This is a genomic window from Holophagales bacterium (genome assembly GCA_016719485.1).
GTDB lineage: Bacteria > Acidobacteriota > Thermoanaerobaculia > UBA5066 > UBA5066 > UBA5066.
In genome coordinates, this window is the sequence record JADJZB010000004.1 from 349210 (window position 1) to 375000 (window position 25791).

General features: G+C 69.3%; 20 protein-coding genes and 1 tRNA gene (1 of these 21 only partly in view). 6 read left to right on the forward strand and 15 right to left on the reverse strand.

Annotated features, from left to right (window positions below):
- The first annotated feature begins 66 nt into the window (after positions 1 to 66).
- Both IPN03_04470 and IPN03_04475 read left to right on the forward strand, forming a co-directional pair.
- A complete protein-coding gene (locus IPN03_04470) occupies positions 67 to 654 on the forward strand; it encodes a sigma-70 family RNA polymerase sigma factor (protein ID MBK9372984.1) in 588 nt (195 codons plus the stop codon).
- Positions 651 to 1493 carry a hypothetical protein gene (locus tag IPN03_04475; protein MBK9372985.1) on the forward strand — a complete coding sequence of 281 codons (843 nt, stop codon included), beginning with the start codon at positions 651 to 653 and terminating at the stop codon, positions 1491 to 1493. The genes IPN03_04470 and IPN03_04475 overlap by 4 nt, the downstream gene beginning before the upstream one ends.
- A gap of 146 nt (positions 1494 to 1639) precedes the next feature.
- On the opposite strand, the gene IPN03_04480 is transcribed toward IPN03_04475, so the two are convergent.
- The 4 genes from IPN03_04480 to IPN03_04495 all read right to left on the reverse strand — a co-directional run bounded on the left by IPN03_04480 (position 1640) and on the right by IPN03_04495 (position 7189).
- On the reverse strand, positions 1640 to 2407 hold the full coding sequence (locus IPN03_04480; protein MBK9372986.1) for an enoyl-CoA hydratase/isomerase family protein: 768 nt from the start codon (positions 2405 to 2407) through the stop codon (positions 1640 to 1642).
- 100 nt (positions 2408 to 2507) lie between these two features.
- Positions 2508 to 2584, reverse strand: a tRNA-Pro gene (locus IPN03_04485).
- A 59-nt stretch (positions 2585 to 2643) separates the two neighbouring features.
- Entirely contained in the window at positions 2644 to 4224 is a 1581-nt protein-coding gene (gene ggt, locus IPN03_04490) for a gamma-glutamyltransferase (GenBank protein MBK9372987.1), read from the reverse strand.
- Positions 4225 to 4342: 118 nt separating this feature from the next.
- On the reverse strand, positions 4343 to 7189 hold the full coding sequence (locus tag IPN03_04495; protein MBK9372988.1) for a protein kinase: 2847 nt from the start codon (positions 7187 to 7189) through the stop codon (positions 4343 to 4345).
- Between the two features lie 303 nt (positions 7190 to 7492).
- Between IPN03_04495 and fusA the strand changes: the two genes are divergently transcribed.
- Positions 7493 to 9586, forward strand: coding sequence for an elongation factor G (gene fusA, locus IPN03_04500; GenBank protein MBK9372989.1), 2094 nt, complete (start codon positions 7493 to 7495; stop codon positions 9584 to 9586).
- Between the two features lie 698 nt (positions 9587 to 10284).
- Here the strand turns inward: fusA and lpxA are convergent.
- The 10 genes from lpxA to IPN03_04550 all read right to left on the reverse strand — a co-directional run bounded on the left by lpxA (position 10285) and on the right by IPN03_04550 (position 23553).
- Positions 10285 to 11064: an acyl-ACP--UDP-N-acetylglucosamine O-acyltransferase gene (gene lpxA, locus IPN03_04505; protein ID MBK9372990.1), complete on the reverse strand. Its 780-nt coding sequence runs from the start codon at positions 11062 to 11064 to the stop codon at positions 10285 to 10287.
- Entirely contained in the window at positions 11065 to 11538 is a 474-nt protein-coding gene (gene fabZ / locus IPN03_04510; protein ID MBK9372991.1) for a 3-hydroxyacyl-ACP dehydratase FabZ, read from the reverse strand.
- A complete protein-coding gene (lpxD, locus tag IPN03_04515) occupies positions 11535 to 12575 on the reverse strand; it encodes a UDP-3-O-(3-hydroxymyristoyl)glucosamine N-acyltransferase (protein ID MBK9372992.1) in 1041 nt (346 codons plus the stop codon). The genes fabZ and lpxD overlap by 4 nt, the downstream gene beginning before the upstream one ends.
- Before the next feature lie 7 nt (positions 12576 to 12582).
- A complete protein-coding gene (locus IPN03_04520) occupies positions 12583 to 13161 on the reverse strand; it encodes an OmpH family outer membrane protein (GenBank protein ID MBK9372993.1) in 579 nt (192 codons plus the stop codon).
- A gap of 210 nt (positions 13162 to 13371) precedes the next feature.
- On the reverse strand, positions 13372 to 15969 hold the full coding sequence (gene bamA, locus IPN03_04525) for an outer membrane protein assembly factor BamA (protein ID MBK9372994.1): 2598 nt from the start codon (positions 15967 to 15969) through the stop codon (positions 13372 to 13374).
- The gene (locus IPN03_04530) at positions 15966 to 18401 is read right to left on the reverse strand and encodes an ATP-dependent Clp protease ATP-binding subunit (GenBank protein MBK9372995.1); all 2436 of its coding nucleotides are present in this window, start codon (positions 18399 to 18401) and stop codon (positions 15966 to 15968) included. The genes bamA and IPN03_04530 overlap by 4 nt, the downstream gene beginning before the upstream one ends.
- 85 nt (positions 18402 to 18486) lie before the next feature.
- Complete coding sequence (locus IPN03_04535; protein MBK9372996.1) at positions 18487 to 19170, reverse strand: ABC transporter ATP-binding protein; 684 nt, start codon at positions 19168 to 19170, stop codon at positions 18487 to 18489.
- Positions 19160 to 20242, reverse strand: coding sequence for an ABC transporter permease (locus IPN03_04540; GenBank protein ID MBK9372997.1), 1083 nt, complete (start codon positions 20240 to 20242; stop codon positions 19160 to 19162). Before IPN03_04540 ends, IPN03_04535 begins: the two co-directional genes overlap by 11 nt.
- Positions 20243 to 20304: 62 nt before the next feature.
- Complete coding sequence (gene lysS / locus IPN03_04545; GenBank protein MBK9372998.1) at positions 20305 to 21852, reverse strand: lysine--tRNA ligase; 1548 nt, start codon at positions 21850 to 21852, stop codon at positions 20305 to 20307.
- A 69-nt stretch (positions 21853 to 21921) separates the two neighbouring features.
- Entirely contained in the window at positions 21922 to 23553 is a 1632-nt protein-coding gene (locus IPN03_04550) for a hypothetical protein (GenBank protein ID MBK9372999.1), read from the reverse strand.
- 42 nt (positions 23554 to 23595) lie between these two features.
- On the opposite strand from IPN03_04550, the gene hpt reads away from it, so the two are divergent.
- Positions 23596 to 24114: a hypoxanthine phosphoribosyltransferase gene (gene hpt / locus IPN03_04555; GenBank protein MBK9373000.1), complete on the forward strand. Its 519-nt coding sequence runs from the start codon at positions 23596 to 23598 to the stop codon at positions 24112 to 24114.
- Complete coding sequence (locus IPN03_04560; protein ID MBK9373001.1) at positions 24111 to 24503, forward strand: RidA family protein; 393 nt, start codon at positions 24111 to 24113, stop codon at positions 24501 to 24503. The genes hpt and IPN03_04560 overlap by 4 nt, the downstream gene beginning before the upstream one ends.
- Before the next feature lie 21 nt (positions 24504 to 24524).
- On the opposite strand, the gene IPN03_04565 is transcribed toward IPN03_04560, so the two are convergent.
- Positions 24525 to 25577 (reverse strand): aminotransferase class I/II-fold pyridoxal phosphate-dependent enzyme, encoded by a 1053-nt coding sequence (locus tag IPN03_04565; protein ID MBK9373002.1) that lies wholly within the window; start codon positions 25575 to 25577, stop codon positions 24525 to 24527.
- 53 nt (positions 25578 to 25630) lie between these two features.
- On the opposite strand from IPN03_04565, the gene IPN03_04570 reads away from it, so the two are divergent.
- Positions 25631 to 25791, forward strand: partial view of an MBL fold metallo-hydrolase gene (locus tag IPN03_04570; GenBank protein ID MBK9373003.1) — the 5' end (the start) only. The gene runs 499 nt beyond the window's last position; 161 of the gene's 660 nt are visible here — the first part of the coding sequence; the start codon lies at positions 25631 to 25633; the stop codon falls past the right edge of the window.

Below are 25791 nucleotides of genomic sequence, written 5' to 3' on the forward strand. Positions count from 1 at the left end.
GGCTTAGAATCCTCCGGACAGGACACCCGGCGAGGCCCGGGCCTTGCTTCTCGTGTGTTGAAGACGATGCCGACTCCCCCCTGGGCAGACCCGTTCGAAGCCGAGCTCGGCCGCCTGCCCGAGAAGCTGAGGCGGTTCTTCCTTTCGCGGGGCGTGCGGACCGAAGACGAAGCTCTCGACCTCGCTCAGGAAACGCTCCTGAGGGTCCTCCAGCGCGTGAGCCGGGGGGACCAGCCTCTCGATTCTCCCGAGGCCTTCTCGCTGGGTGTCGCCAAGAACGTCTTCCTCGAATACTGCCGCCGGGTCCAGCGCGCGAACAAGCACGAGGGGCTGTCGGGTGTCCTCGATCTCGCCGGGACGGAAGACCCCCTCTCCGACGCTCTCGCGAGCAGCCGGAAGCTCATCGTCCGGAAGGCCCTCGAGCTTCTCCCCGCGCGCATGAAGGTCCTCCTCGTCCGGCGGTTCGTCGAGGAAATCCCCTCCCGGACGATCGCGCGCGAAGAGGGAATCACGACGGACGCCGTCGACATGCGCGTCTACCGGGCCAAACGAGAGCTCCGCAAGCGCATGGACAGCACGGAGGCGCGCTCCGCCGTTCGCGCCATGCGGGAAGAAGCGGCCCGGAACCCGACCGACGATGGGGAGAACCCGTGAGCCGCGAGCCCGCCGTCGAGCGTGGACGTATTCGCGAGTACCTCCTCAGGAATCTCGCCGACGCCGAACGGGCCAGGTTCGAGGAGTCGTACTTCGCCGACGACGATCTTCTCGATCGCGTCGAAGCCGAGGAGGACCTTCTCGTCTCCGACTATGTTCTCGGACGACTCTCCGACGCCGACCGCCGCCGTTTCGAGAAGGCCCTGCTCGCCACGCCGTACTACCGCGAGCGGGTGGAGACGACGACCCGGCTCCGCCTCAGGATCGCCCGCGACCAGGGCCTGAAGCGGCACGGCCGGGAGGCCTCCCCCTCCTCCGGGGGCGGGCTCTTCCCGGGCCGGACCGGAACTGTCGTCGCATTCGCGCTGCTCTGTGTCCTGCTCCTCGCCTCTCTCGTCACCGCCCTTCGACTGAAGCAGCAGCTCTCGGCGCTTCGCGCCGAGCTGAACACGCCGGCGCCTTCCGCGGTCACGGCAGGTAGCGGCGGCGTCGTGCCGGGCACTCCGGCCGTCGTACTGCAGGCGCCGTCGGGCGAGGGCATCGGTGCCCGGAGGGTGGAACGGGCCGCCGGATCGCCTCTCGTCCTCGTCTTTCCCCGGTCTCTCGCGCCTTCCGACGCGAAGACCTGGAGGGTCGTCCTGCGCGCCAACTCCGGGTCGGTCCTATGGGACAGCGGTGACCAGCCCGTCGCCTCGGGGGCCTCGGCCGATCTCGCGGTCCGTCTTCCCGCCGGGGTTCCCGAAGCGGGTCCGGTCGGCGTCACGCTCTGGGCCGACGGTGCACCGGCCCTCTCGGCCTTCGTCGAAGTCGTCGAACCGCCCGCCCGAGGGGGGCGTTAGGTCTCGGAGGGAACCGACACTCCTCGGCGAAGGGTGAGTCCGATCCGTTCTGCTCGTCCCCGGTAGGCGACACGCTCCCTCCGTGGCGCCGTCTCCTTCCTCCCCCCGCCCCGGGGACCCTTTCCCCGGGGCGGGGGTTCCTGTCTCTAGCGGTCCTTCCAGACAGGCGGCCGGCCCTCGAGGGCCGCGCGGATTCCCTCGATCGCGTCCTCCGTCCGAAGCAGTTCGCGCGTCCACGTCCGCTCGACGGCGGAGAGGGCCGAGAGCGGGTCCCCGCTCGAGCCCTGGTTCAGCGCACGCTTGGCGAGCCGGAGCGAAGAGGCCGAGAGGGTCTCCAGGCGAGCCCGCATCGTGTCGAGCGCCTCGACCAGGTCCCCCGGGTTGACCAGGGCGTTCACGAGACCGCGGCGTTCGGCCGCCTCGGCCGTCATCGCCGCCCCGCAGAGGATCAGGTCGGCCGCCTTCGTGCGGCCCGTCCGGCGCTCGAGAAGCACCGATGCCACGGGCGGAAAGGATCCCCGGTGGATCTCGGGAAAGCCGAAGGTCGCCGTCGTCTCGGCGAAAACGAAGTCGCAGGCGAGCGCGAGCTCGGCGCCGGCGCCGAGAGCGCGCCCCTGGACGAGCGCGCACGTCGGGACCTCCGTCGTCAGGAGGAACCGCACGAGAGAATGCCACGCCGAGAAGAGGGCCTCGGCCTGCCCTCCCTCGGGCAGGAGAATCTCCGTCCCGTTGCAGAAGTCCTCGCCGCGCGCGGCCAGCGCTACGAGCCGGATGTCCCGGCGGCGCGCCACCTCCCGCACCCGGGCCTCGAGCGCCGACACCGTCTCGCGGTCGAAGACGTTCTCGGGAGGCCGCCAGAACGTGACCGTCGCGGCCGTACCGTCGACCGTCACCGAGACGCCACCACTGCCCATCGGTTCTCCTTCCCTGCCGCCCGGCCGCGAAACGGGTTCTGCGTCTCCGGAAGCCTAAAGGAAAAAGACCCCGCTCGGGAGGCGGGGTCGTCGGCTGAAATGGTCGGGGCGAGAGGATTCGAACCTCCGACCCCACGGTCCCGAACCGTGTGCGCTACCAGGCTGCGCTACGCCCCGAGAAAAGCGCGGACGCGGAAGATAGCACGAGCATTTGCGGAAGGGAAGCCGCCGGACCCTCAAGGCGCCGCGGGAGCGCCCTCGCCGCGCGGGTCGGCGGCACCCGTGAGGCGTCCATCACGGTCGAAAACGATCGCGTGGACTTTCCCGATCGGGCCCCGCTCCGTGAGGACGTGCCCCCGCGCGCGCAGAGACTCCCGGAGGGCCTCCGGAGCCCCGCCCTTCTCGAAGGACACCACGTCGGGAGTGTGCTGGTGGTGAAGGCGCGGCGCGGCCACCGCGGACGCGAGGCTCTCCCCGCCGGTGGCGCGCAGGAGCACCTGCAGGACCGTCGTCGGGATCGTGGACCCGCCGGGCGAGCCGATGACGAGGAGCGGCCGGCCCTCCTCCTCCACGATGACGGGCGACATCGAGGAGAGCGGCCGCGCACCGGGCCGCACCTCGTTCACGCTCCCCTGGACGAGGCCGTAGAGGTTCGCGACGCCGGGCGCGATCGCGAAGTCGTCCATCTCGTTGTTCAGCAGGACGCCGATCCCCGGAACGATGGCGCCGTTCCCGAAGGAGCCGTTCAAGGTGGTCGTGAGCGACACCGCACCTCCGTCCGGCGTGGCGACCGAGAGGTGCGTCGTCTCCTCCGATTCGCGCGGGAGAGAGGCCCCCACACGGGTCGAGGGCGTCGCGCGCGCCGGATCGATCGACGCTCCGAGCGCGGCGAGCCGCGCCGGCGCGAGGATCTCCCCGAGCGGGACGACGCTGCAGTCACCGTCGCCGAGCCAGCGGTTACGGTCCGCGTAGGCTCGCCGCTCGGCCTCGAGGAGCAGGTGATACGAATCCGCGTCGAGACCTCTCGCGAGCCCCCGGGCGACCTCGAGCTGCGCGAGCACCGACCGCAGGATCTGCCCTGCCGACGACGGCAACGGCATCGTGTGGACGACGAGCCGACCGTACCGGATCTCTTCGGGGACCCTCCAGACGGGCGCGTAGCCCGCGAGGTCCTCCTGCGCGAGGACTCCGCCGTGAGCCTTCACGAACGCGACGAGACGCGCGGCCACGTCTCCTCGATGGAACGCCTCCGGACCCTCTCTCGCGATCCGGGCGAGGGTCGATGCGAGTTCAGGCTGCCGGAGCAGCGCGCCGCCCGCGAGCGGTTCCCCTTCCGGGAAAAAGAGCCGTCGCGTCTCCTCCCAACGCGTGAGGAGCTCTCGCGACTCGGCCAGGTCCCTCGAGAGCCCGACCGAGACCCGGAACCCCTCGCGTGCGAGGCGCTCGGCCGGAGCTACGACCTCCTCCCACGAGAGGCGCCCGAGGCGCCGGTGCGCCTCGGCGTAGCCGCGCACGGAGCCCGGCGTGGCGACGGCGAGGGCGGTGGTCGTGGAGGACTTCGGGACGGGCCGGCCGTCGGGACCGAGGAACATGTCGCGACCCGCACGGGCAGGGGCCGTCTCGCGGAAGTCGAGCGCCCGGACGGTGCCGTCCGGGCTCCTCGCGACGAGGAACCCTCCCCCCGCGAGGTTTCCTGCCTGCGGGTAGACGACGGCGAGGGCGAGCGCCGACGCGACGGCGGCGTCGATCGCGTTCCCGCCGGCCGCGAGGATCTCGGCGCCGGCCTTCGAGGCCTCGGGCGCTGCGGAGACGACCATCCCGCGACGCGAAGTGAGAACGCGGGCCGCGCCGAAGGGAGCGTCCCCTTCGGCTGCGGCGAGCCCGCCCCCGTCGCTCAGCAGGGCGACGAGGGCGGCAGCGAGGCCGAGATGAAATCTAGCGGAGCGAGAGGACGAGCTTGCTGGCTGCATTCAGCTCGAGGACGAGGGTCCGAGTCTCGCCGCCGGGGATGACGAGGTCGGCGGTCTCGTACCCGTTGAACGCCCGGTTCGTCGGTATCGCCCAGGCCTTGAAGCTCGCGGGTCCCGACGGGACCTCGATGGTCCCCTCGACGAGGCCGCCAGCGCTCTTCCGCCCGAAGTCGAACTGGCGGCGGAAGACCTCCTTGTCGTTGCGGCGGATCATCACGTAGCCCTCGGGAGCCGGGCTCTGGAAGGCGATCCTGATACGCGCGCTCCCGGGCGTCGGCGTCGCGGGCTTCGGCTGCTCCACCGGCACGACGGGCTGGACGACGCGCACCGCCGTCGGCACCGGGGTGGGCCTCTTCTTCTTCGCGAGCTCCGCCGCGGCCTTCTTCTCGATGGCCGCCTGCTCGGCCTGAGCCGCCTTCACGGATTCTCGAATCGAGAGCGCATCCGCGTTCTCGGGCTGGAGAAGGAGGACGGCGGAGAGCTCGTTGAGAGCGGTGTCGAAGCTCCCGGTTTCCGCGGCTGCGCGGGCCGAGGCCAGGCGCGTCTCGATCTCCTTTTCGGTCTCCTGTCCCGCCTGCATCGTCCGGGCCTGCTCTTCCGCGCGGGCCAGGGCGTCCCGGGCGGCCTCCGAGTCCGGCTTGCGGCGGATGACCTCGCGGAACTTCTCGACGGCCTGCCCTGCGCTTCCTCCGGCGAGGAGGCGATTCCCGTCGTCCATGAGGCTCTTGAGCTCCTGGACCTCGCGCTCCCTGACCTCGTCGACGATCGCCTGCTCGTCGATCTTCACCTTCTTCGACCAGAGCATCCCGGCGGTGATACCGGCGGCGACCAGGACGAGCCCGATGATCAGCGCGACGAACTTCCCGTTGATCGACCTCTTCATGAGGGGCTGGGGCACGCTCGGGGGCTTCGGAGGCGGCTCCGGAATCGGAGCGAGCTCGACGGGGGGGAGGGGCGCCGCGGGCGGAGGCGGAGCCGGCGCAGGGGCCTTCGGCGCCGGTGCCGGGATCGGCCGTTTCGCCGAGGGCGCTGGCGGGACCGGCTTCGGCGGGGGGGCGGCCGTCGAAACCGGCGGCGAGGGAGCCTTCGCCGCGGGCGCGCCCGCGGCCACGAGCTTCATCGCATCCACGATCCGCTCGGTGGCGCCTTCCTCGTCTCTGTCGGATGGCGCTGGCCCGGAGGAAACGGGCGAGGTGGGCGGGAACGGACTCCGCAGGATCTCGGTCGGCCGGTCGGAACCGGACGGCGGGGGGACCGGCAGCGCCAGAGGCAGATCCTCGGGCTCTTCCGCTGGTTTCTTCTCGATGAGCGGGGGAAGCGCCTGGAGGATCTCCGTCGGCCGGTCGACGAACGCCGGCTGCGGGGGGGGGGCCATCGAGACGGGCGCCGCTGGCGCCTCTGGCACCGTCGCGGGCGGCGGGATGGCCCTGAGGATCTCAGTTGGCCGGTCGGTGCCGCCCGAGGGTGGCACGAAGCCGGCGAGCCCGCCGATCTGGATGATCTCCGTAGCACCGTCCGGGTGGTCTTCGGAGAGCCCGGGAGCCGAAGGGACGTCGTCGAGCGGGGAGACGGCGAGCCCCCGGGGAGGCGCGACGGCGGCTTCCACCACCTCGGGTCCGGGAAGCGAGGCGTCGACGTCGGAAACCTCGTCATCGGGAGGCAGGGCGAGAGGGGGAGGCGGAGGAGGGGCCTTCTTCGAGCGCGTCGGCTCGTCGAGCTGCCAGTCGTTCGCAGGACCCGTCGCCCCCGCGTTCGCGACCTCGGCCGGCGCACCGGACGGAGCGACGTAGGCCGTGGCCGGAAGGGGCCGGACGACTTCGCGCGTGGCGAGCTCGTCCTCGTCCGGGCGTACCGCGTACGGCGCCGGGGCGGCGCCGAGAATGTCGAACGGCGAGCGCCCGCCGGCCGGCGTCGGTTCCGGCGGAGGCGGCGTCGAGGGCTGAGCGAGGGGCGAGGGGGGCGCCGTGACCGCGGCGACGGACCCGAGCTTCTCGGCTTCGGCGACCATCTGACCGAGATCGCGGAGCATCTGCCGCTCCTCCTCGCGCGCCTTGAACTCGTACAGCGCGAGGGCGAAGTCGTTGCCGCGCTGGAACCTCTCGCCGGCGTCCTTCGACAGGGCCCTTTCGAGAACCGTCGTGAACTCCGGGGGGATCGAGGCGTCGTACGTCTCGGGCGGCACGAACTGCTCGTGGACGATCTTGTAGGAGATCGACGTGAGGTTGTCGGCCGTGAAGGGCTTCTTCCTGGTGAGAAGCTCGTAGAGGACGACGCCGAGGGAGAAGAGGTCGCTGCGGCCGTCGACCGCGTCGCCCGTCACCTGCTCGGGCGACATGTAGTTCGGCGTCCCGAGGAACTGCCCCGTCGTGGTGAGGTTCGACTTCTCGGTCTTGGCGATCCCGAAGTCGGTGATCTTCACCTGGCCTTCGGGGGTGATGATGATGTTGGCCGGCTTGACGTCCCGGTGGACGATGCCGCGCCGGTGCGCGTAGTCGAGAGCCTCGGCCACCTGCCCGACGATCTCGGCAGTGCGCTCTGCCGAGTACGGCGTCCTCTCGGAAAGGAGCTGCTTGAGGTTCTTGCCCTCGACGTACTCCATCGCGATGAACGACGTCTCGGTCGAGGAGTCTTCCCCGACGTCGTGCACCGTGACGATGTTGGGGTGCGAAAGGATGCCCGCCGCCTGGGCCTCGCGCAGGAAACGCTCCTGGAACTCGCGCTGCTCGACGTCGTCTTCGCTGACGGCGCGGATCGTCTTCAGGGCAACCAGCCGGCCGATGACGGGGTCGCGGCCGAGGTAGACGACGCCCATCGCGCCTTTACCCAGCTCTCGAATGACCTCGTAGCGACCGAACCTCTTCGGAAGTCCCGAGGGGGGCGCACCGGATACGCTCGGCAGAGGTCCTCCCGTTCGCGACTGCGGCAATGAGATGCCGGGTTTCCCCCGGTATCGCGCAGTTTAGGTCTGGGCGAAAGAGGGTGTCAACGCGCCCCTCGCCGGGCTCTTCCGATTCCTCCCTGCCCCGTCGCCGGAAATGAAGACGCCGCTTCGGGGAAGCGCCTTCGATACCTATAATGCGGGGCTTTCGAGAGACCTCGCCGAAGGGGATTCAGCATGAAACAGTACCCCGCATCCGCCATTCGAAACGTGGCCGTCGCCGGCCACAACGGCGTCGGGAAGACCACTCTCGTCTCGGCGCTCCTCCACGAGGCGGGCGCTGTCAACCGCTTCGGTCGCGTCGACGACGGCTCGGCGCCGACCGATTTCGACCCGGAGGAGATCGAACGGAAGATATCGATCGGGCTGGCCGTGGCGGCCCTCGAGTGGAAGAAGAACAAGATCAACCTGATCGACACGCCCGGCTACGGCATCTTCACGTCGGAGATGATCTGCGCCATGCGCGCCGCCGACGCGGCGCTCATCGTCGTCGACGCCGTCGCCGGCGTCGAGGTCCAGACCGAGAAGGCGTGGCAGGTCGCCGAGGAGTTCGGCCTGCCGAAGATGATCGTCGTCAACCGGATGGACCGCGAGAATGCGGACGGCGGCCGGGTGATGGACCAGATCCAGAAGAAGTTCGGCCGCTCCTGCGTCTGCGTCGAGGCAGCCATCGGAAAGGAAAAGGGCTTCCGGGGTGCGATCGACCTGATCGGGATGAAGGGCTTCCTCACCGACGACACCGGCAAGACCATCGAGGGGCCCATTCCCCAGGAGTTCGCCGAGGACGCGGCGACGCTGCACGAGGCGCTCGTCGAGATGGTCGCCGAGGGGGACGACTCCCTCATGGAGACCTTCTTCAGCCAGGGCAACCTGACCGAGGAACAGATGCTCCCGGCCCTTCGCAACTCCATCCGCGAACGGAAGATCGTGCCGGTACTCTTCGCCGCCGCCGGCGACCACGAGCGGGGCGTCGAGAAGATCCTCGACGAGATCGTCGACCTCCTTCCCGGTGCAGACTCCTTCCCCGCCGCCGCCATCGGAAAAGACGGCAAGACCGACGTGCTCGCGTGCGACCCGAACGGCCCCGTGGCCGCGATCGTCTTCAAGACGATCTCCGACCCCTTCACGGGCCGCCTGACCCTCTTCCGCGTCCACTCCGGCACGATCAAGGCCGACGGCACCTACTGGAACGTGAACCGCGAGCTGCCGGAGCGCTTCGGCCCGGTCTTCTCGCCGCTCGGCAAGCAGCTGAACCCCGTTCCCGAGGTCCCGGCCGGGGACATCGGCGTCATCGCCAAGCTCAAGGAGACCCTCACGGGCGACACGCTCTCCGCCAAGGAGAAGCCGTACCGCTTCCCCGCCGTCGAGGTCCCCGAGCCGGCGATCTCCTTCTCCATCGAGCCCAAGTCGAAGGGGGACGAGGACAAGATCTCCATCGCCCTGGCCAAGCTCACCGAGGAAGACCCGTCCCTGAAGTTCCACCGCGACGCCGACACCAGCGAGCTTCTCCTCTCGGGCGCCGGCCAGCTCCACGTCGAGATCGCCGTCGCCCGCATGAAGCGGAAGTCGAACGTCGAGGTCATCCTCCACCCGCCGAAGGTCCCCTACCGCGAGACGATCACGCGGGCCGCCGAGGCGCACGGACGCCACAAGAAGCAGACGGGCGGCCACGGGCAGTTCGCCGACTGCAAGATCCGCGTCAAGCCGCTCCCCCGCGGCTCCGATTTCGAGTTCGTGGACGACATCTTCGGCGGCTCGATCCCGAGGAACTACATTCCCGCCGTCGAGAAGGGAATCCAGGACACCCGGAAGAAGGGCTACCTCGCCGGCTACCCGATGGTCGACTTCCGCGTCGAGCTCTTCGACGGCCAGTACCACGACGTCGACTCGTCGGAAATGGCCTTCAAGATCGCCGGCTCCCTCGCCTACAAGGATGCGATGGAGAAGGCGAAACCGACGATCCTCGAGCCGATCATGAAGGTCGGCGTCCGGGCGCCCCAGGAGTACATGGGCGACCTCATGGGCGACCTGACGAGCCGCCGCGGCCGCCCCTCGGGCATGGACCAGATCGGCGACGACGCGGTGGTCAAGGCCGAGGTCCCGCTCTCCGAGATGCTCGCCTACTCCGCCGTCCTGCGCTCCCTCACCCAGGGCCGCGGCTCCTTCACGATGGAGCTCTCCCACTACGAGGAGCTGCCGAGGCCCCTGCAGGAGAAGCTCATCGCCGAGCGCGCCAAGCTGCTGCACAAGGCCGACGCCGACGCCGACTGAAAACCCCAGGAAGCTTTTGGGAAACCCCGAGGGGCCGCGCAAGCGGCCCCTTTTCTCGTCGCAGCGAGCCGCGAGAAACCGTGAATCGCTGGGAGCACGGGATAACGGGATAACGGGATAACGGGATAACGGGATAACGGGATAACGGGATAACGGGAGAACTGACCATTCCTCTTCACCGTGCCGCACGAGTCGCGGGCGGGAGGGACGTCCCACGGCGACTGCTGCGCGCGTGCGACCCGCATCGGCTCCACTGCGCGGGCCGCCGGGGCGAGCGCGAACGCCTCGCTCCGCTCGTTGCACGCGCGCGCTCGCCTGGTCCAGCGGCCTGCTCGCGGAGCCGTGCGGGGCCCCGCACGTGCTCACGTGTCGCTCGCGGGACACCCCTCTCGCCCGCTCGGATCCCCGGCGATTCACCCGCGGGGTCAGGTCTCGCCCACTCGGGGTCAGGTCTTGTTTTTCTACTATTCGACGAATCGGTCGTCCAGCTCGGCGGAGTACGGGATTCCCATTCGCTTCACTCGAGCCGAGCGACGCGCCTCACCGCGCGAAGGGGGGTACGGGACTCGCCGGGACCCCACCCCCGGCTCCCCCGGCGGTCCGGGTTTCCCTGCTCACTTCACGCGAGCGAAGCGAGCCGCCTCACCGCGCGGAAGGGGGTACGGGGGAAACCCGGCGGTCCGGGTTTCCCCTGTCCATCACGCCCCGTGAATGCCGGCCTTCGAGCTCGTGATGAAGTCGAGCAGGACCCGCACGTCCGGCGCGGTCTCGGCGAGCGCGTCGAGGGCCGTCAGCGCGGCGACGTGATCGTGCCGGTTCCGGTGGAGGAGCCGATAGGCCTTCTGGAGGGAGGCGACCCGCTCGGCCGAGTAGCCCTTTCGGGAGAGGCCGACACCGTTGATCTTGTAGGCCTTCGTGTCGCGGTCGCTCGACGTCCAGGTGAAGGGCAGGACGTCCTTGTTCACCGGCGTCATGCCACCGACGTAGGCGAATCGCCCGACGCGGCAGAACTGCCTCACGGCGACGAACCCGCCGAGAACGACGTCGTCCTCGACGACGACGTGCCCGGAGAGGGACGCCGAGTTCGCGAAGACGGTGCGGCTCCCGACGACGCAGTCGTGGGCAACGTGCGAGTAGGCCATGAAGAGGTTGTCGTCGCCGATGACGGTCTCGCCGTGGCCCGTCACCGTGCCGCGGTGGGCGGTCATGAACTCGCGGAAGACGTTGCGGCTTCCGACGACGAGTCGGGTCGGTTCCCCGGCGTACTTCAGGTCCTGCGGAGGCCCGCCCAGGGCGACGTGCGGGTGGACGACGTTGCCTTCACCGAGGACGGTCGGCCCGTCGACGATGGCGTGCGCCCCGACGACGGTGCCCGCCCCGATGACCACCGACTCCCCGATGACGGCGTACGGGCCGATCTGGGCGTCCGGGTGAACCAGCGCGGAATCGTGAACGACCGCAGTGGCGTGGATAGACATTCAGCCTCGCTCCTCGGGCCCGCAGTCCTGGATCATGCTCAGGATCTCCGCCTCGGCGCAGAGGTGCCCGTCCACGCGCGCCTCACCGCGGACCTTGACGATGGACTTCTTCGCCGCGACGAACTCGACGGTGAAGAGGATCTGGTCTCCAGGGACGACAGGACGCCGGAACCTCACGGCGTCGAGGCCCGCGAGCCGCAGCTGCCTCCGGGACGGGTCGTCGGTCGCGGCGATCAACATGAAGGCCCCGACCTGGGCCATCGCCTCGATGAGGAGAACACCCGGCATGACCGGGTTTCCGGGAAAGTGTCCCTGGAAAAACTCCTCGTTGAACGTCACGTTCTTCAGGCCGACGACCTTCTTCCCCGGTTCGACTTCCAGGATCCGGTCGACGAGGAGGAAGGGATACCTGTGAGGGAGGACCCGCAGGATGTCGCGTATCCCGAGTGCGGTCGCGCCCGGCTCCGAGCTCATCCCTTCACCTCGTCCCCCTTGGCCGCCTTCGCCAGCTCGCGCACGATCCTGGCCGTCTCGGGAAGGCGCTTGAGCTCCACCTGCACGCGCAGGGCATCCTTGTATGGCAGGTGGGGCCGGCCGTAGATCGACGCGCCGTCGGGGACGTCCGAGCTGATGCCCGTCTGCCCCCCGGCCTTCACGCCCCGCCCGATGCGCAAGTGGCCGCCGACACCGACCTGCCCGCCGAGGACCGTCTGGTCACCGACCGTCGTCGAGCCCGCGAGGCCCGTCTGCCCGCAGAGAACGACGTGCCGGCCGACGTCGCAGTTGTGGCCGATCATGACGAGGTCGTCGACCTTGGTGCCGTCGCCCACTCGCGTCATCTCGAGCGTGGCCCGGTCGACGCAGGTATTCGCGCCGATCTCGGCGTCGGCGCCGATCTCGACGCCTCCGACCTGCGGGACCTTCCGGAGCCCGGCCGCGCCGGGGGCGTACCCGAAGCCGTCTGCGCCGAGGACGGCTCCCGAGTGGACCTCCGCACGGGGTCCCACGGACACGTCGTCGTAGAGGACGACGTGCGGGTGGAGCCACGCACCGGCGGCGATCCGGCAGTTCCGGCCGACCACGACGTGCGCCTCGAGGATCGCGCCCTCCCCGACTTCCGAGCCTTCGCCGACGATCGCGTACGGGCCGACCTCGGCCCGGGGATCGACGCGGGCCCCCGCTTCGACGATCGCCGTCGGGTGGACGCCGGACCGAGCCGACCGTCGCGGGAACGCGCTCGCCAGGATCGCGGCGAGTGCCGCGGAGGGGTCGGAGACCTCGATGACCGTGCGGCCCGGGAACGGACCGGCCGATTTCGCGAGAATCACCCCGGCGGCCGAAGCGACGGCTGCCGCCTCGGCCCGGGAGTCTGCGACGAAGGACAGATCGCGAGGCCCCGCCCTCTCGAGCGACCTCACACCCTCGACGACGGAAGACCCGTCCCCGACGAGGCTCCCCCCGCAGACGGAGGCCAGCTCGGCCACGGGCGCCGCTGCGGGAAGTCTCGCCATCCGCCTCTTACTTTTTCGGAGCCGGGGCCGCCGCCGCCGGGGCCGGCTTGGCGTCGGTCTTCGGGGCCGCCGCGATCGCGGTGTTGAACTTCTGGATCACGGCGTCGGTGATGTCGACGCCCGGGTCCGCATGGAGCAGGCCGCTCTGGAACTTGTTGAAGACGAGGCTGTAGCCCAGCTCCTTCGAGACCGCCTCGATGACCGGGAGGACCCTGCGCTCGAGCTCGCCGAGCTCCTTGCGCTGGAGCTCCTCGAGCTCGCGCTGGGCGTCGTCCTGGAAGCGCTTGAGGTCCAGAGCCTTGGCCTGGTAGTCCTTCTGGATCTTCTCCATGGCCTCTTCGGAAAGCGACTTGCCCTGGTCCTGGATCTTCTTCTCGAGGTCCCGCAGGTCGGTCTGGCGCTTCACGAGGTCTTCCTGCTTGGCCGACTGGATCTTCTGGATCCGGGCGAGGCTCTCCTTGCCGACGGCAGACTCCTGGACGATGCGCTGGACTTCGATGACGCCCACCTTCTGGGCCGTGGCAGGGAGGGCGAGCAGAGCGGCCGCAGCGACCGCGCCCGCGACGATCAACCGGTTCCCGATCATCTACGTGACTCCTTTTTTCGTGACTGGCGCTGCCGGAGACCCTCCGGCGGGCGCGCGATTCTACTGTACGTGGCCCTCGCGGGGGGGCCGGCCGGGACTCACGGGGGAACCCGGCGGTCCGGGTGCCCCCGATCATTCCAAGCGAGCGCAGCGAGCTGCCTTCCCGCGTGGAGGGGGTAGAGGGGGAACCCGGCGGTCCGGGTGCCCCCTCTAGAAGGTCGTCCCGATAGAGAACTGGAAGTCGCTGCGCTTCTCCTGCCCGCCCGCCAGGGGAACGCCGTTCTGGCCCCTGATGGTCTTCGGGTCCAGGTTGATGCCGTAGATGAAGCGCAGCGGCGCCTGGAAGATCGGCAGGAACATCCGGAGCTCGACGCCCGCGGAGGCGCGCATCTTGAACGGGTTGAACGTCTGGCCCTCGAGCCAGGCGTTCCCCGCGTCGAAGAAGAGGACGAACTTCAGCGGTCCGGCGACGTAGTAGACCGCTTCCAGGTTCATGACGAGGTACCGGTCGCCTCCGAGGAGGGCCCCCTGCTCGTTGAAGAAAGCCTGGTCGTTCTCGTCGAGCGGGTAGATCGACCCGTACCCGAACCCGCGGACAGAACGGTCGCCGCCGATCCGGAAGCGCTCGAAGATGGGGATGGGCTGGCCGTCGTAGGGCCGGACGAGCCCGCCTTCCACGTTCACGGCCAGGTGCGACTTGCGGTTGACGTTGTAGTAGATGGTCCCGTTGCCGACCGGCTTGACGTACGAGAAGTCGCCCCCCAGGACTCCGCCGGCCACGGTCATCGACAGGCCGAAACGCCGTCCGCGCGTCGGGTCGAACGGGTCGTTCCGGCTGTCGTACCGGTACCCCGGCGCCACGGCAGACGTCCGCCCGATGTAATCGGCGTAGGCGGCGGGCGGGATGCCCGATCCGGGCGGCGGCGGCGCCGGGAAGACCTCGTAGCGGCTCTTCGTGTCGGTGTAGCTGTAGAAGAACGAGAGCCCGTCGAAGAGGCCCAGCCCGAGACCGAGCGAGGCGTTGAGACCCTTGGACTGCTGGTCGACGTCCGCGTATTCGAGGGAGCGGTTGAAGATGGACCCGCCGATCGACATCCGCTTGTCGAGGAACCACGGCTCGACGAACGACAGGTCGAAGTAGTTCGAGTAGCCGCCGCGCTGGAACTGGATACCGATGGTGTCGCCGCGGCCCAGGAAATTGCGCGTGGAGAACTGGAACTGCCCGAAGATCCCGTCGAGCTGGGAGTAGCCGGCACCGAACTGGATCTCGTTCCGGTTCGTGTCGAGCCCCTTGATCGTGACGTCGACGGCTTTCTTCTCCGCGTCCACCCGGAACTCCGGGTCCTCCTCGATCTTGAAGTAGCCGAGCTGCGTGATCTTGAAGAGCCCCTTCTTGAACGACTCCATGTCGAGGACGTCGCCCTCGAAGAGCTGAAGCTCCCGCCTCAGGACCTTGTCCTTCGTCGTCTTGTTCCCCGTGAACTCGACCCGCCCGACCCGGAACTGGTCGCCCTCCGTGACGCGGACCGTGACGTCGACGAGGTTCCCCTTGCCCGGCCGTTCGACGTACTCGGGATTCATGAAGGCGTAGATGTAGCCCCGGCCCCGGTAGATCTCGTCGAGCGTCTTCATCCCGTCCACGAGGACGGCGCGGTTGAGCGGCTTGCCCGCCTCCCAGTTGAAGAACCTGAGGAGACGTTCGGGCGGAAAGACGGTCGTACCCTCGATCTTCAGGTCGCCGAAGTAGTACCGCTCTCCCTCCACGAGGGGAATCTGGATCCTCGCGCGCCTCTTGACCTTGTCCGGGCGCTTCTCCTGAGGATTGACGACGAACGTCTCGATCAGCGGGTCCTTGACGACGACGTCCTTGTAGCCGGCGTTCTGGTAGACCGTCTTGATCGACTCGATGTCTTCCTCGTAGCTCGTCTGGTTGTAGACGTCCTTCGAGTCCCAGAACTGGTAGAAGTTCGACTCCCGGGTCTTCTTCATCGCGCGGGAGAGGCGGCCGTTCGAGATGACGGTGTTCCCGGTGAAGTCGATCGATTCGATCTTGATCTTGTCGCCCTCGTCGACGAGGAAGACCACGCGGCGCCCGTTGTCGCCCATCGGCTCGATGGCCGTATCGACGACCGCGGACCGGAAGCCCTCGGCGCGGTACGCGTCGATGAGGACGGACTTCCCCTTCGAGACGTCACGGAGGGAGACGGGCGCGCCGACCCGGATCTCGACCTTCCCTTCCTTCAGCTTGTCCTTGAGCTGGGAAGTCGTCAGTTTCTTGTTGCCGCGAAACTCCAGGTCGTCGACCCGCGGCCGCTCCACGACGACGGCGACGAGTCTCACCCCCCCGGGCGCCTGTTCCTTCTCGATGCTCAGATCCTCGAAAAGGCCCGAATCCCAGAGCTTCTGGAACGAGCGGCGGATCCGTTCGGTGTCGTACGGGTCACCGACCTTCACGCCGAGGTAGAAGCCGATGGTCTCGGCAGTGACGGTCTTGCCACCCCGGACGACGATCTCGACGATCCCCTCCGAGGCGCCGGCGGCGGCGTTCAGGGTGGGGGTGGACGGGAGGGCCCCGGCGAGGGGCGACGCCGACGGCGCGAGCCCGCCCGGCCTCAGATCGAGCGTGGCCGGTGGCGGCGTGGGAGCCGGAGTCGGGGTAGGGTCAGTCTGCGCGAGGGCCGTTCCCGCGAAGGCGAGCAGGCCCGCCAGCGCCAGAACGGCGGTTCGGAGGCGGCAGGACGACGCAGAGCCGATGGCCGGAGCCGGCCCGGGCCGGGTCGGCTCGGCCAGGACGGGGTCTCCCGTCACGTGCCTTGCCGCCCGGGCACAACCGCAGCCGACGAGCGGACGAGAACCTTCAGGTCGTTGTCGATCACTGTCACTTCGAGGCACTCGAGCTGCTCCCGGGCGCCGATAAGCAATTCGGATACCGCATCCTCCACGTGTCGCTGGATCGTCCGCCTGAGCGGCCGTGCTCCCGAGTGGGCGTCCTGCCCCGACATCGAGAGGAGCCAGTCCACGGCCATCTGGTCTGCCACGAGCTCGAGGCCGCGATGCTTCAGCGTCTCAGCAACGTCGTCGAGCAGGAGACGGCAGATCGCCCTGAGGTTCTCCGTCGAGAGCGGGTTGAAGACGATGACCTCGTCGAGCCGGTTCGTGAACTCGGGCGAGAACTCCCGCCGGAGCTCCTTGAGGACCATCTCCTCGACCTCGCGCGCCGGAGGGGCGTTCTTGCCGTCGCCGAAGCCCACCCGCGCCTGGTTGACCAGGAACTTCGTCCCGATGTTGGACGTCATGATGATGAGCGTGTTCTTGAAGTCGACCGTGTTCCCGTAGGCGTCGGTCAGCTGGCCGTCCTCCAGTATCTGCAGGAGGAGGTTCGCGATGTCGGGGTGGGCCTTCTCGATCTCGTCGAGGAGGATGACGGAGTAGGGCTGCCTGCGGATGCGCTCCGTGAGCTGCCCGCCTTCCTCGTGCCCGACGTAGCCTGGCGGAGAGCCGATGAGCTTGGACACCGCGTGCTTCTCCATGTACTCCGACATGTCGAAGCGGACGAGCGACTTCTGGTGGTCGAACAGGAACTCCGCGATGCGGCGGGCGACCTCGGTCTTCCCGACGCCCGATGGCCCCAGGAAGATGAAGGACCCCATCGGACGGTTCGGGTTCTTGACGCCGAGGCGGGAGCGCCGGATGGCCCTGGAGATGGAGTCGATGGCCCGGTCCTGGCCGATGACGCGCTTCTTGAGCGTCGCCTCCATGTTGAGGAGCTTCTCGGCCTCCTCGACCTGGATCGACGTGACCGGGATCCCGGTCCAGCTCGCGATGATCTCCTCGATGTCTCCGCGGACGACCTCGACGAAGGAGCTCTCGTCGAGCTGCGCGCCGCGCGTCCGCTCGATCTCCTCCTTGATCTCGACCTCGCGCTCGCGGAGCGAGACCGCGCGTTCGAAGTCCTTCTCGGAGATCGCCTTCTTCATCTCCTTGACGATCTGGCGGGCCTCGTTCTCGAGCCGGCGCAGGTTCTGGGTGTCCGCCGTCATCCGCAGCTTGACCTTGGCGCCGGCCTCGTCGAGGAGGTCGATCGCCTTGTCGGGGAAGAAGCGGTCGGGGATGTAGCGGCTCGACTGGTAGACCGCGGCCTTCACGGCGTCGGGCGAGTAGCGGACCCGGTGGAACCGCTCGTAGCGCTCGCGGATTCCCTCGAGGATCTGGAGGGTCTCCTCCTCGTCCGGCGGGTTCACGGTGACGGCCTGGAACCGCCGGAGGAGCGACCGGTCCTTCTCGATGTACTTGCGGTACTCCTTCATCGTCGTGGCGCCGATGCAGGCGATCTCGCCCCGCGAGAGCGCCGGCTTGAGGATGTTCGCCGCGTCGAGAGACCCCTCGGCCGACCCCGCCCCGATGAGGGAGTGGATCTCGTCGATGAAGATGATGAGGTCCTGGTTTTCCCGGAGCTCCTTCAGGATGCCCTTCAGGCGCTCCTCGAACTGGCCGCGGTACTTCGTCCCGGCCACGATGAGGGAGAGGTCCATCGCGAGGATCTTCTTGTTCGCCAGGAAGAGCGGGACCGCCCCCTCGATGATCCGCTGGGCGAGCCCCTCCACGATGGCCGTCTTCCCGACGCCGGGCTCGCCGAGGAGGATCGGGTTGTTCTTCGTCCGGCGCGAGAGGATCTGGATGATCCGCTCGACTTCCTTGTCACGCCCCACGAGCGGGTCGAAGGTCCCCTGGGCGGCGAGCGCCGTCAGGTCGCGCGCGTACTCGGCCAGGAACGGGAGCTCCTTCTTCTGCTTGGAGGCCTCGCGCTCCTTGATGAGGGCGATCGCCTCCTCCCGCACGCCGTAGAGGTTGAAGCCGTGCCCGGCGAGGAGCCGGGAGGCGACGCACGGGTCGACGCGGAGGATGCCGATCAGGAGGTGCTCCGTCCCGACGTAGGGGTGCATCATCGACTCCGCCTCGTGCGAGGCGTAGGCGAGGATCTTCTTCGACTCCTCCGACAGGGGGAGCTCCTGCGACGACGAAACGCGCTCGACGAAGACCCGGTCCCCCTCGATCTCGCGGCGGACGTCGTCCGGCTTCACGTTGAACCGGGAGAAGATCTCGCGCGTGACATCCTCCCCCTCTCGCAGGATGCCGAGGAGGATGTGCTCGGACTCGATGACCTTCGAGCCCAGCTTCGAGGCCTCGTACCGGGCGAAAAAGAGGGCGCGGCGGGCTTTCTCGTTGTACTTTTCGAACATGGCTCGACCTCGTCGGAGGCCGCTAGGGAAGCGGACTTCGACCGGCTCCGGATCGTAGCATACGGGGTGCCAGCGCTCCGGCCGCTCAGGAGGGCGTGAGGCCCCCCGGGGAGAGCGTCAGAACGGTGCCGCACCGGCCGGCGACTCCCGGGTCGTGGGTGACGAGGAGGAGGGCCCCGGCCCGCTCGCGCGCCGCGCCCAGCAGAAGGTCCAGGACGTCCGCTGCGTGCGCCGCGTCGAGGCTCCCGGTCGGCTCGTCGCAGAGGAGCAGCCGGGGGCGCCGGACGACGGCTCTCGCGATGGCGACGCGCTGCCGTTCTCCACCGGACAGGACCCGGGGAAGGCTCCCGGCCTGGCGAACGAGGCCGACCCTCGCGAGGAGCTCTCTGGCGGCCGCGCGCGCGGCGGCGTCCCCGATCCCCGCCAGGAAGAGAGGCAATGCGACGTTCTCCTCGGCCGTCAGCTCCGGCAGCAGGTGGTGCAGCTGAAACACGAACCCGACCGCCTCTCCCCGCCACTTCGCCTTCGGTTCCGGGGCGAGCGTCTCCCAGTCGCGGCCGTCGACGGCGACGCGCCCGGCGTCGGGGCGATCGAGGCCCGCGAGGAGGTGCAGGAGGGTCGACTTGCCGCAGCCCGAGGGGCCGACGATCGCGACGGCTTCTCCCGCCTCGAGGGTCAGCGAGAGGCCCGAGAAGAGCTCGAGGCGCGCCTCGCCCTCTCCGAAGCCGCGAGCGAGCGATTCGGCGACGAGAATCGCATCACCCGGCACGGAGCGCCTCCGTCACGTCGACGCGCGCGGCCATGCGGGCCGGCGCGAACGAAGAAAGGAACGACCAGGCGAGCGAGAAGGCGCCGACGGCCAGGAGGTCCCGCGGCGCGGGCCGGAACGGGACGTGCGCGAGCGCGAAGAGCTCGGCCGGGAGAGGGATGGCGTGGGTTGCGTCGAGGACGACGGCCAGGGACGTGCCCAGTACGAGGCCGGTGAGGGTGCCGACGGCCCCGAGGAGGAGACCGACGAGGAGAAAGACGCGGGAGAGGACGCCCGGCGAGGCGCCGAGGACCGTCAGGACGGCCGCGTCTCCACGGCGCGTCGCCGCCAGGACCGCCGACGTCGCCGCCAGGTTCAGGCCCGCCACGACGACGACGAGGAAGACGGTTGCGAAGATGGCGATCCTCTCGAGCCGGAGGGCGAGGAGCAGCGGGCGGTTCGCCTCCTGCCACGTCGTCGTCGCGGTCTGCGTCGCCCCGAGAGTCTCGCGCGCCCGGAAGGCCAGGTCCGCCGCCGTCGCCGGGTCCGCGAGCCGGAGCTCGAACCCCGTCGCGCCTCCCTCCGGAAGGCCGAATAGCCTTCGAGCCGCCTCGGCGGGCAGCACCGCTTCGGGCTGACGGCGCCCCGTCGCGGTCGCCCCGACCTCCCTCACGGAGAGAGTGACCGTCACGGGAACCGGTCCGAGCGGCGACAGCCGGGTGCGCGAGGAGACGATGGAGACGTCCTCTCCCGGGAGGACCGAGAGCTGCCGGGCCTGCGCCGGGTCGAGCCGGATCCCGTCGGCTTCGTCCCGGCCTGCCAGGATCGCCGGGACCGCCTGGCCGCGCGCGGTGATCCAGCCCCGTCCGCGGACGACCGGCGTGACCGAGACGACCCCCGGCAGGGAGGCGAGCCTCGCGGCAGCCCCTTCGGCGGCCGCGAAGTCGGCCCGGCCCGCGGGCGAGACGAGAACGTGGGGCGCCTCCTCGGCGAGCCTCGTGAGGACGTGGGTCTGGAATCCCGTGAGGAGCGCGAGGGACACGACGAGCGCCGCCACGCCGAGGACGAGCCCGACGAACGCCGCCGCCGCCACGACGCCGACCTGCGCGTCCCGCCGCGAAGCCAGGAGGTAGCGGCGGGCGAGGAGGAGCTCGATCAGCGGCCCGTCCCCTTCGGCCGCATGAGCGGGAAGAGGATGACGTCGCGTATCGAACGCGAGTTCGTGAAGAGCATGGCGAGGCGGTCGATGCCGACCCCCTCCCCCGCCGTCGGCGGCATCCCGTACGCGAGCGCCTCGACGTAGTCCTCGTCGTAGAGCATCGCCTCGTCGTCCCCCTTCGCCCTCTCGGCGACCTGCGCGCGGAACTTCTCGGCCTGCTCGTCGGGGTCGTTCAGCTCGGAGAAGCCGTTCGCCAGCTCCATCCGCCCCACGAAGAGCTCGAAGCGGTCGGCGGTCTTCGGGTCGTCGGGCCGGGTCTTGGCGAGAGGCGAGATCTCGGCCGGGTAGTCGACGACGAAGGTCGGCTGGAGGAGGTGCGGCTCCGCGAGAGTCTCGAAGAGCTCGGCGAGGAGCTTCCCCGGAACGTCGCCGAACCGTTCGATCGACTCGACGCCCGCGCGTACCGCCGCCGCCTTCAGCCCCGCGAGCGACTCGAGCTCCTCGGGCCGGATCGCACCGCCGGGAACGTCCCGGCCGTATTCGACGACGGCCGCCTTCATCGAGAGCCTCCGGAACGGCGCCTCGAAGGAGATCGTCTCCTCGCCCCAGGCGAGCTGGGTCGTCCCGAGGATCTCCTTCGCGGCGCCGGCGAGGAACTCCTCGGTGAGCGCCATCTGGTCGCGCGCGTCGGCATAGGCCGTGTAGAACTCGAGCATCGTGAACTCGGGGTTGTGCTGGGTCGAGATCCCCTCGTTGCGGAAGTTGCGGTTGATCTCGTAGACCTTCGGGAAGCCCCCCGTCACCAGCCGCTTGAGGTAGAGCTCCGGCGCGATGCGCAGGTAGAGGTCGACGTCGAGGGCGTTGTGGTGGGTCACGAACGGCCGCGCCGCGGCGCCCCCCGCGAGGAGCTGCATCATCGGCGTCTCGACCTCGAGGAAGCCGCGGGCGTCGAAGAAGCGCCTCAGGTAGGAGACCACCCGCGCGCGGATCTCGAACGTCCGGCGCGTCTCCTCGGAGACGATCAGGTCGACGTAGCGCTGCCGGTACTTGATCTCGACGTCGGTCAGCCCGTGCCACTTGTCGGGAAGCGGCCGGAGGCACTTGGCGAGGAAGACGAGGCCGTCGGCCTTCACCGAGAGCTCTCCCGTCCGGGTCCGGAACACGGTTCCCGTGACTCCGACGTGATCCCCGAGGTCGAGGTTCTCGAGGAGGGCCCAGCCGCCGTCGCCCACGCCGTCCTTCCTCACGTAGGCCTGGACGCGCGTCCTCCCGTCGGACAGGTCGAGGAAGACCGCCTTCCCCATCTTCCGGATGGCCATGATCCGGCCCGGCACGGCGAGGTGGCGGGCGGCCTCGGGCTCGGCCTCGAGGCCGGCGGCGTCGCTCCCGCCCCAGCGCTCGACGACGTCCGAGACGAGGTGAGTGGCCGGGAAGCGGTTCGGGTGGAGCGGGTGACCGAGGGTGGCGATCCGGTCGCGGGACGCCCTTCGGTTGACGACCTGCTCGGCGAGGCTTTGCTCTGGGTACTGGGTCTCTTCGGACATCGGGCGCCGATTCTCCGCGCGCCCTACCCCCGGGTCAAACCGCTTCGGCGGACCTGCGGTCCGGAGAGCCTACTCTCCGCCCGAGACGCGGGCGTTGTGGAGCAGCCAGAGACCGGAGAAGGCCCGCAGGAGACGGAAGCGGGAGCGGGTCAGCTCGTTCAGCCGCTCCGGTGGCCCTTCCGGCCCCGTCGCCTCGAGGGCCTGACGGAAACGGCGATCGAGATCCTGCGCCCGCCCGAGGCATTCGCCCGCCTTGTCGAGGTCGCCCGCGTCGGCCGGCTCGCCGGTCGGGGACTTCAAGCGCGTCGCGATGTCGTCCACGATGAGACGCAGGGCCGCCCCTTCGATATACAGGTCGTCGTTGGCGGCGTCTTCCCCGCTCGCTTCAGGCTCCTCCGCCTGGAGTCGCCGGGCGGACCGGACCTCCCAGGGTTCGAGGCGGAACCGTGCGAGCGCGGCGCCGTAGGCGGCCTGCCCCGACCCCGCTCCGCCCCGGAGCATGTCGATGGAGTAGAGGATCTTGGAGGCGCTCTCCCCCAGGAGGCCGTCCGTCAGGAACGCCGGAGGCTTTCGCGTCTCTTTCGGCGCCTCGGGTGGCGCAGCCACGGCGTCCCGCCCGGGGAAGAAGCCGCTGATCGTCTCCTTCGCCTCGGACAGGTCTTCTTCCTCAAGGGCTGGCAGGATCTCCGGGAGGGCCTCGCCGGCGGCGTCCCCGCTCACGTCGAGCCTCGTCATCAGCTGGTCGATTGCCTCGGCGAGGCGCGTCACCTGCCCGTGCCGGATCTCCCCCTCGTTACGGTTCTTGTCGAACTCGTCCTTGAACTGGCGGAACCTCCGGAACTCCTCGCGAAGGTCGGCGTCCGCGACCTCGGGTCGCCGCGAGAGCTCGCGCTCGATGTCGAGGAGGTGCTGGGACGACTCGAAAATCCGCCTCTCCTCGTTCCGGTAGAGGGACTGGAACCGGTTCTTGGCGGCGAGGTTCGCCTCCAGGATGGCCGAGAGGACGTTCTGGTCGTAGTACGCGGGGCCGAGCCTGTGCTTGACCGTCCTCAAGTTGTCGAGGATCTTCTTCTCCGTGAGGTCCTCGAAACGCTCGCACGCGTCGATGTCCTGGCGGATGAGACCGAGTGCCTTGACCGCCGCCGTCAGCTCCGCCGTCGGTGCCGGTGAACGGCGGACGAGCCCGAGGAGCGCCGCGAAGAGCTTCGTCAGCTCCTGGGGGAACCGGGGCAGGTAGCGGCCGTCGTCGAGGGACCGGCGGGCCCCGACGAGAGTGACGAGGAAGTCCATCTTGTCGAGGGCTTCCGGCGAGACCTGCCGCGAGTGGAAGTAGAAGCGGAGGATTGCCAGGAGGAGCTTCTCGTCCTCCGTCCTCACCTTCTCGAAGAAGCGCCGCACCCAGCTCGCGGCGATTCTCTCGTCGTCGGCCGAGAGCGCCCGGTAGACGATGTCGAGGCGGCCGTCGAGCTGGTTGATCTGGTCCATGACGACGGGCGGTGGCTGGACGTTCAGGATCGTCGTCACCGATCGGATCTGGTCGTAGAGCCCCTGGAAGTCGATCTGGTAGCCCGGCGTGTCGCCGAAGAAGGTCTTGTGCACCCCCTGGAGGAACTGGTGAAACGTCCAGAAGGTCTTGAACTTTTCGGTCAGCCTCGTATAGGCGTCGTGGAGGGTCTTCAGATCGACGATCGACGTGCTCAAGTTGAACCTCTCGGAGTTGCGCCTGCATTATAGTTTCGTCCCGTGATCGACCGCACACTCATTTCAGAGGAGCAGATCGGGACCCGGCTGGACGAGCTGGCAAAGGAGATCGACTCGGCCTACGCGGGCCGCGAGATCCTGGCCGTGGGAGTCCTCAAGGGCTCGGTCTTCTTCCTCACCGACCTCCTCAAGCGCCTTTCGACCCCCGTGGCCGTCGACTTCCTCCAGGTGAGGTCGTACTCGGGCACCGCTTCCACCGGGAACTTCGAGCTCGTTCGCGACGTCTCGTCCGACATCGCCGGCCGGGACGTCCTCATCTTCGAGGACATCGTCGACACGGGCCTGACGCTCCGCAAGCTCCTCGGCCTCCTCGGGACGCGCCAGCCGCGCTCCCTGAAGATCGCCGCGCTGCTGAAGAAGGACCTCCCCGAGAACGCGGACCTGCCCGTCGACTTCCTCGGATTCACGATCGGCCCCGAGTTCGTCGTCGGCTACGGCCTCGACCTGGACGAGAAGTACCGCAACCTCCCCTACATCGCCATCTGGGACCCGAGCAAATGAACGATATCCGCACCATCGCCGTCGAAAACGCCCCGAAGGCCATAGGTCCCTACGCCCAGGGGATCGTCGCCGGAGGATTCCTATTCACCGCCGGACAGGTCCCGCTCGACCCGGCCACGATGAAGCTCGTGTCCGGGACGATCGCCGAGGAGACGAACCGCGTCTTCGACAACCTCACGGCGATCCTCGCGGGAGCCGGCTGCCGCCTCGCCGACGTCGTGAAGACGACCGTCTTCCTGACGGACATGGGCAACTTCGCCGAGATGAACGGAGCCTACGCCGCCCGCTTCGGCGACCATCGACCCGCCCGCTCGACCGTCCAGGTCGGGGCGCTGCCGGGAGGCGGACGGGTCGAGATCGAACTGGTCGCGAAGGTCCCCGCCGCCTGAGCGCGGCGAGGTCGCCCGCCTTCAGTTCCCGGTCGAGATCTCGCGGAAGGCCGCGACGCACCGGTCGGCGTCGGCGTCGCCGACGTCGGCGTGCGTGACGAGGCGGATGGAGCTCCCACCCGCAGCCCCGGCGAGGAGGCCCCGCTCGCGCAGGCGGGAGAGCGCCTCCGGTGCCGTTCCGAAGACCCGCGGGTCGAGGTCCGCGATGAGGATGTTCGTCGGGAACGCCTCCGGTTCCAGCGAGACGCCCCGTATCCCCGCCAGCTCCCGCGCCAGCCTGGCGAGCCGGGCATGGTCCTCCGGCAGCCGGGCCCGCTCCTTGTCGAGCGCCACGAGCGCGGCGGCGGCGAGGACGCCCGCCTGCCGCATCCCGCCACCGAAGAGCTTCCTCACGCGCCGGGCCTCGGCGACGAACGCCTTCGAGCCGGCGACAGCGCTTCCGACCGGCGCCCGGAGCCCCTTCGAGAAGCAGACCATGACCGAGTCCAGGCCGTGCGCGAGCGAGGCTTCCGACACCCCGAGGGCGGCGGCCGCGTTCCAGAGCCGCGCGCCGTCCAGGTGGACGGCGAGGCCTCTCTTCCGCGCAAGGCCGAGGACCTCCTCGATCGCTGCGCGGGGCAGGACCGTGCCACCCGCGAAGTTGTGCGTGTTCTCGAGGCAGACGACCGACGTCCGCGGCAGGTAGTAGACCGACTCCGGACGGATCCAGGCTTCTATGCCGGCAACGGGCATTCGGCCGCCGGGCCCGGCGACCGGGCGCGGGAGGAGGCCGGAGAGCGCGGCCATCGCCCCCATCTCGTAGTGGAAGACGTGGCTGCGCTCCTCGACGATCACCTCCGTCCCGGAGCGGCCGTGAACCCGCAGGGCGATCTGGTTCCCCATCGAGCCGGTCGGCACGAACAGGGCAGACTCGAAGCCGAGGATCTCGGCCGTCCTCTCCTCGAGGCGGGTGATCGTCGGGTCCTCGCCGTAGACGTCGTCCCCGACCTCGGCCTCGGCCATGGCGCGGCGCATCGCGGGCGTCGGCTGCGTGACGGTGTCGGAACGGAAGTCGGAGAAACGGACCGTGCTCATCGCGCGGGAGTGTAGGCCCGCTGCGCCCCACGCGTGTGGCAGACTCGCCCGCGATGGGACTCGTCCTCGTGGAGACCTTCCCCGTGGCGCCTCTCGGCTGCAACTGCGCCATCGTGGCCGATGCCGCCACGCGGTCCGCGATCGTCCTCGACCCCGGCGGCGAGCCGGACCGGGTGCTGGAAGCCCTGTCGCGACACGGCCTCACCGCCGTCGC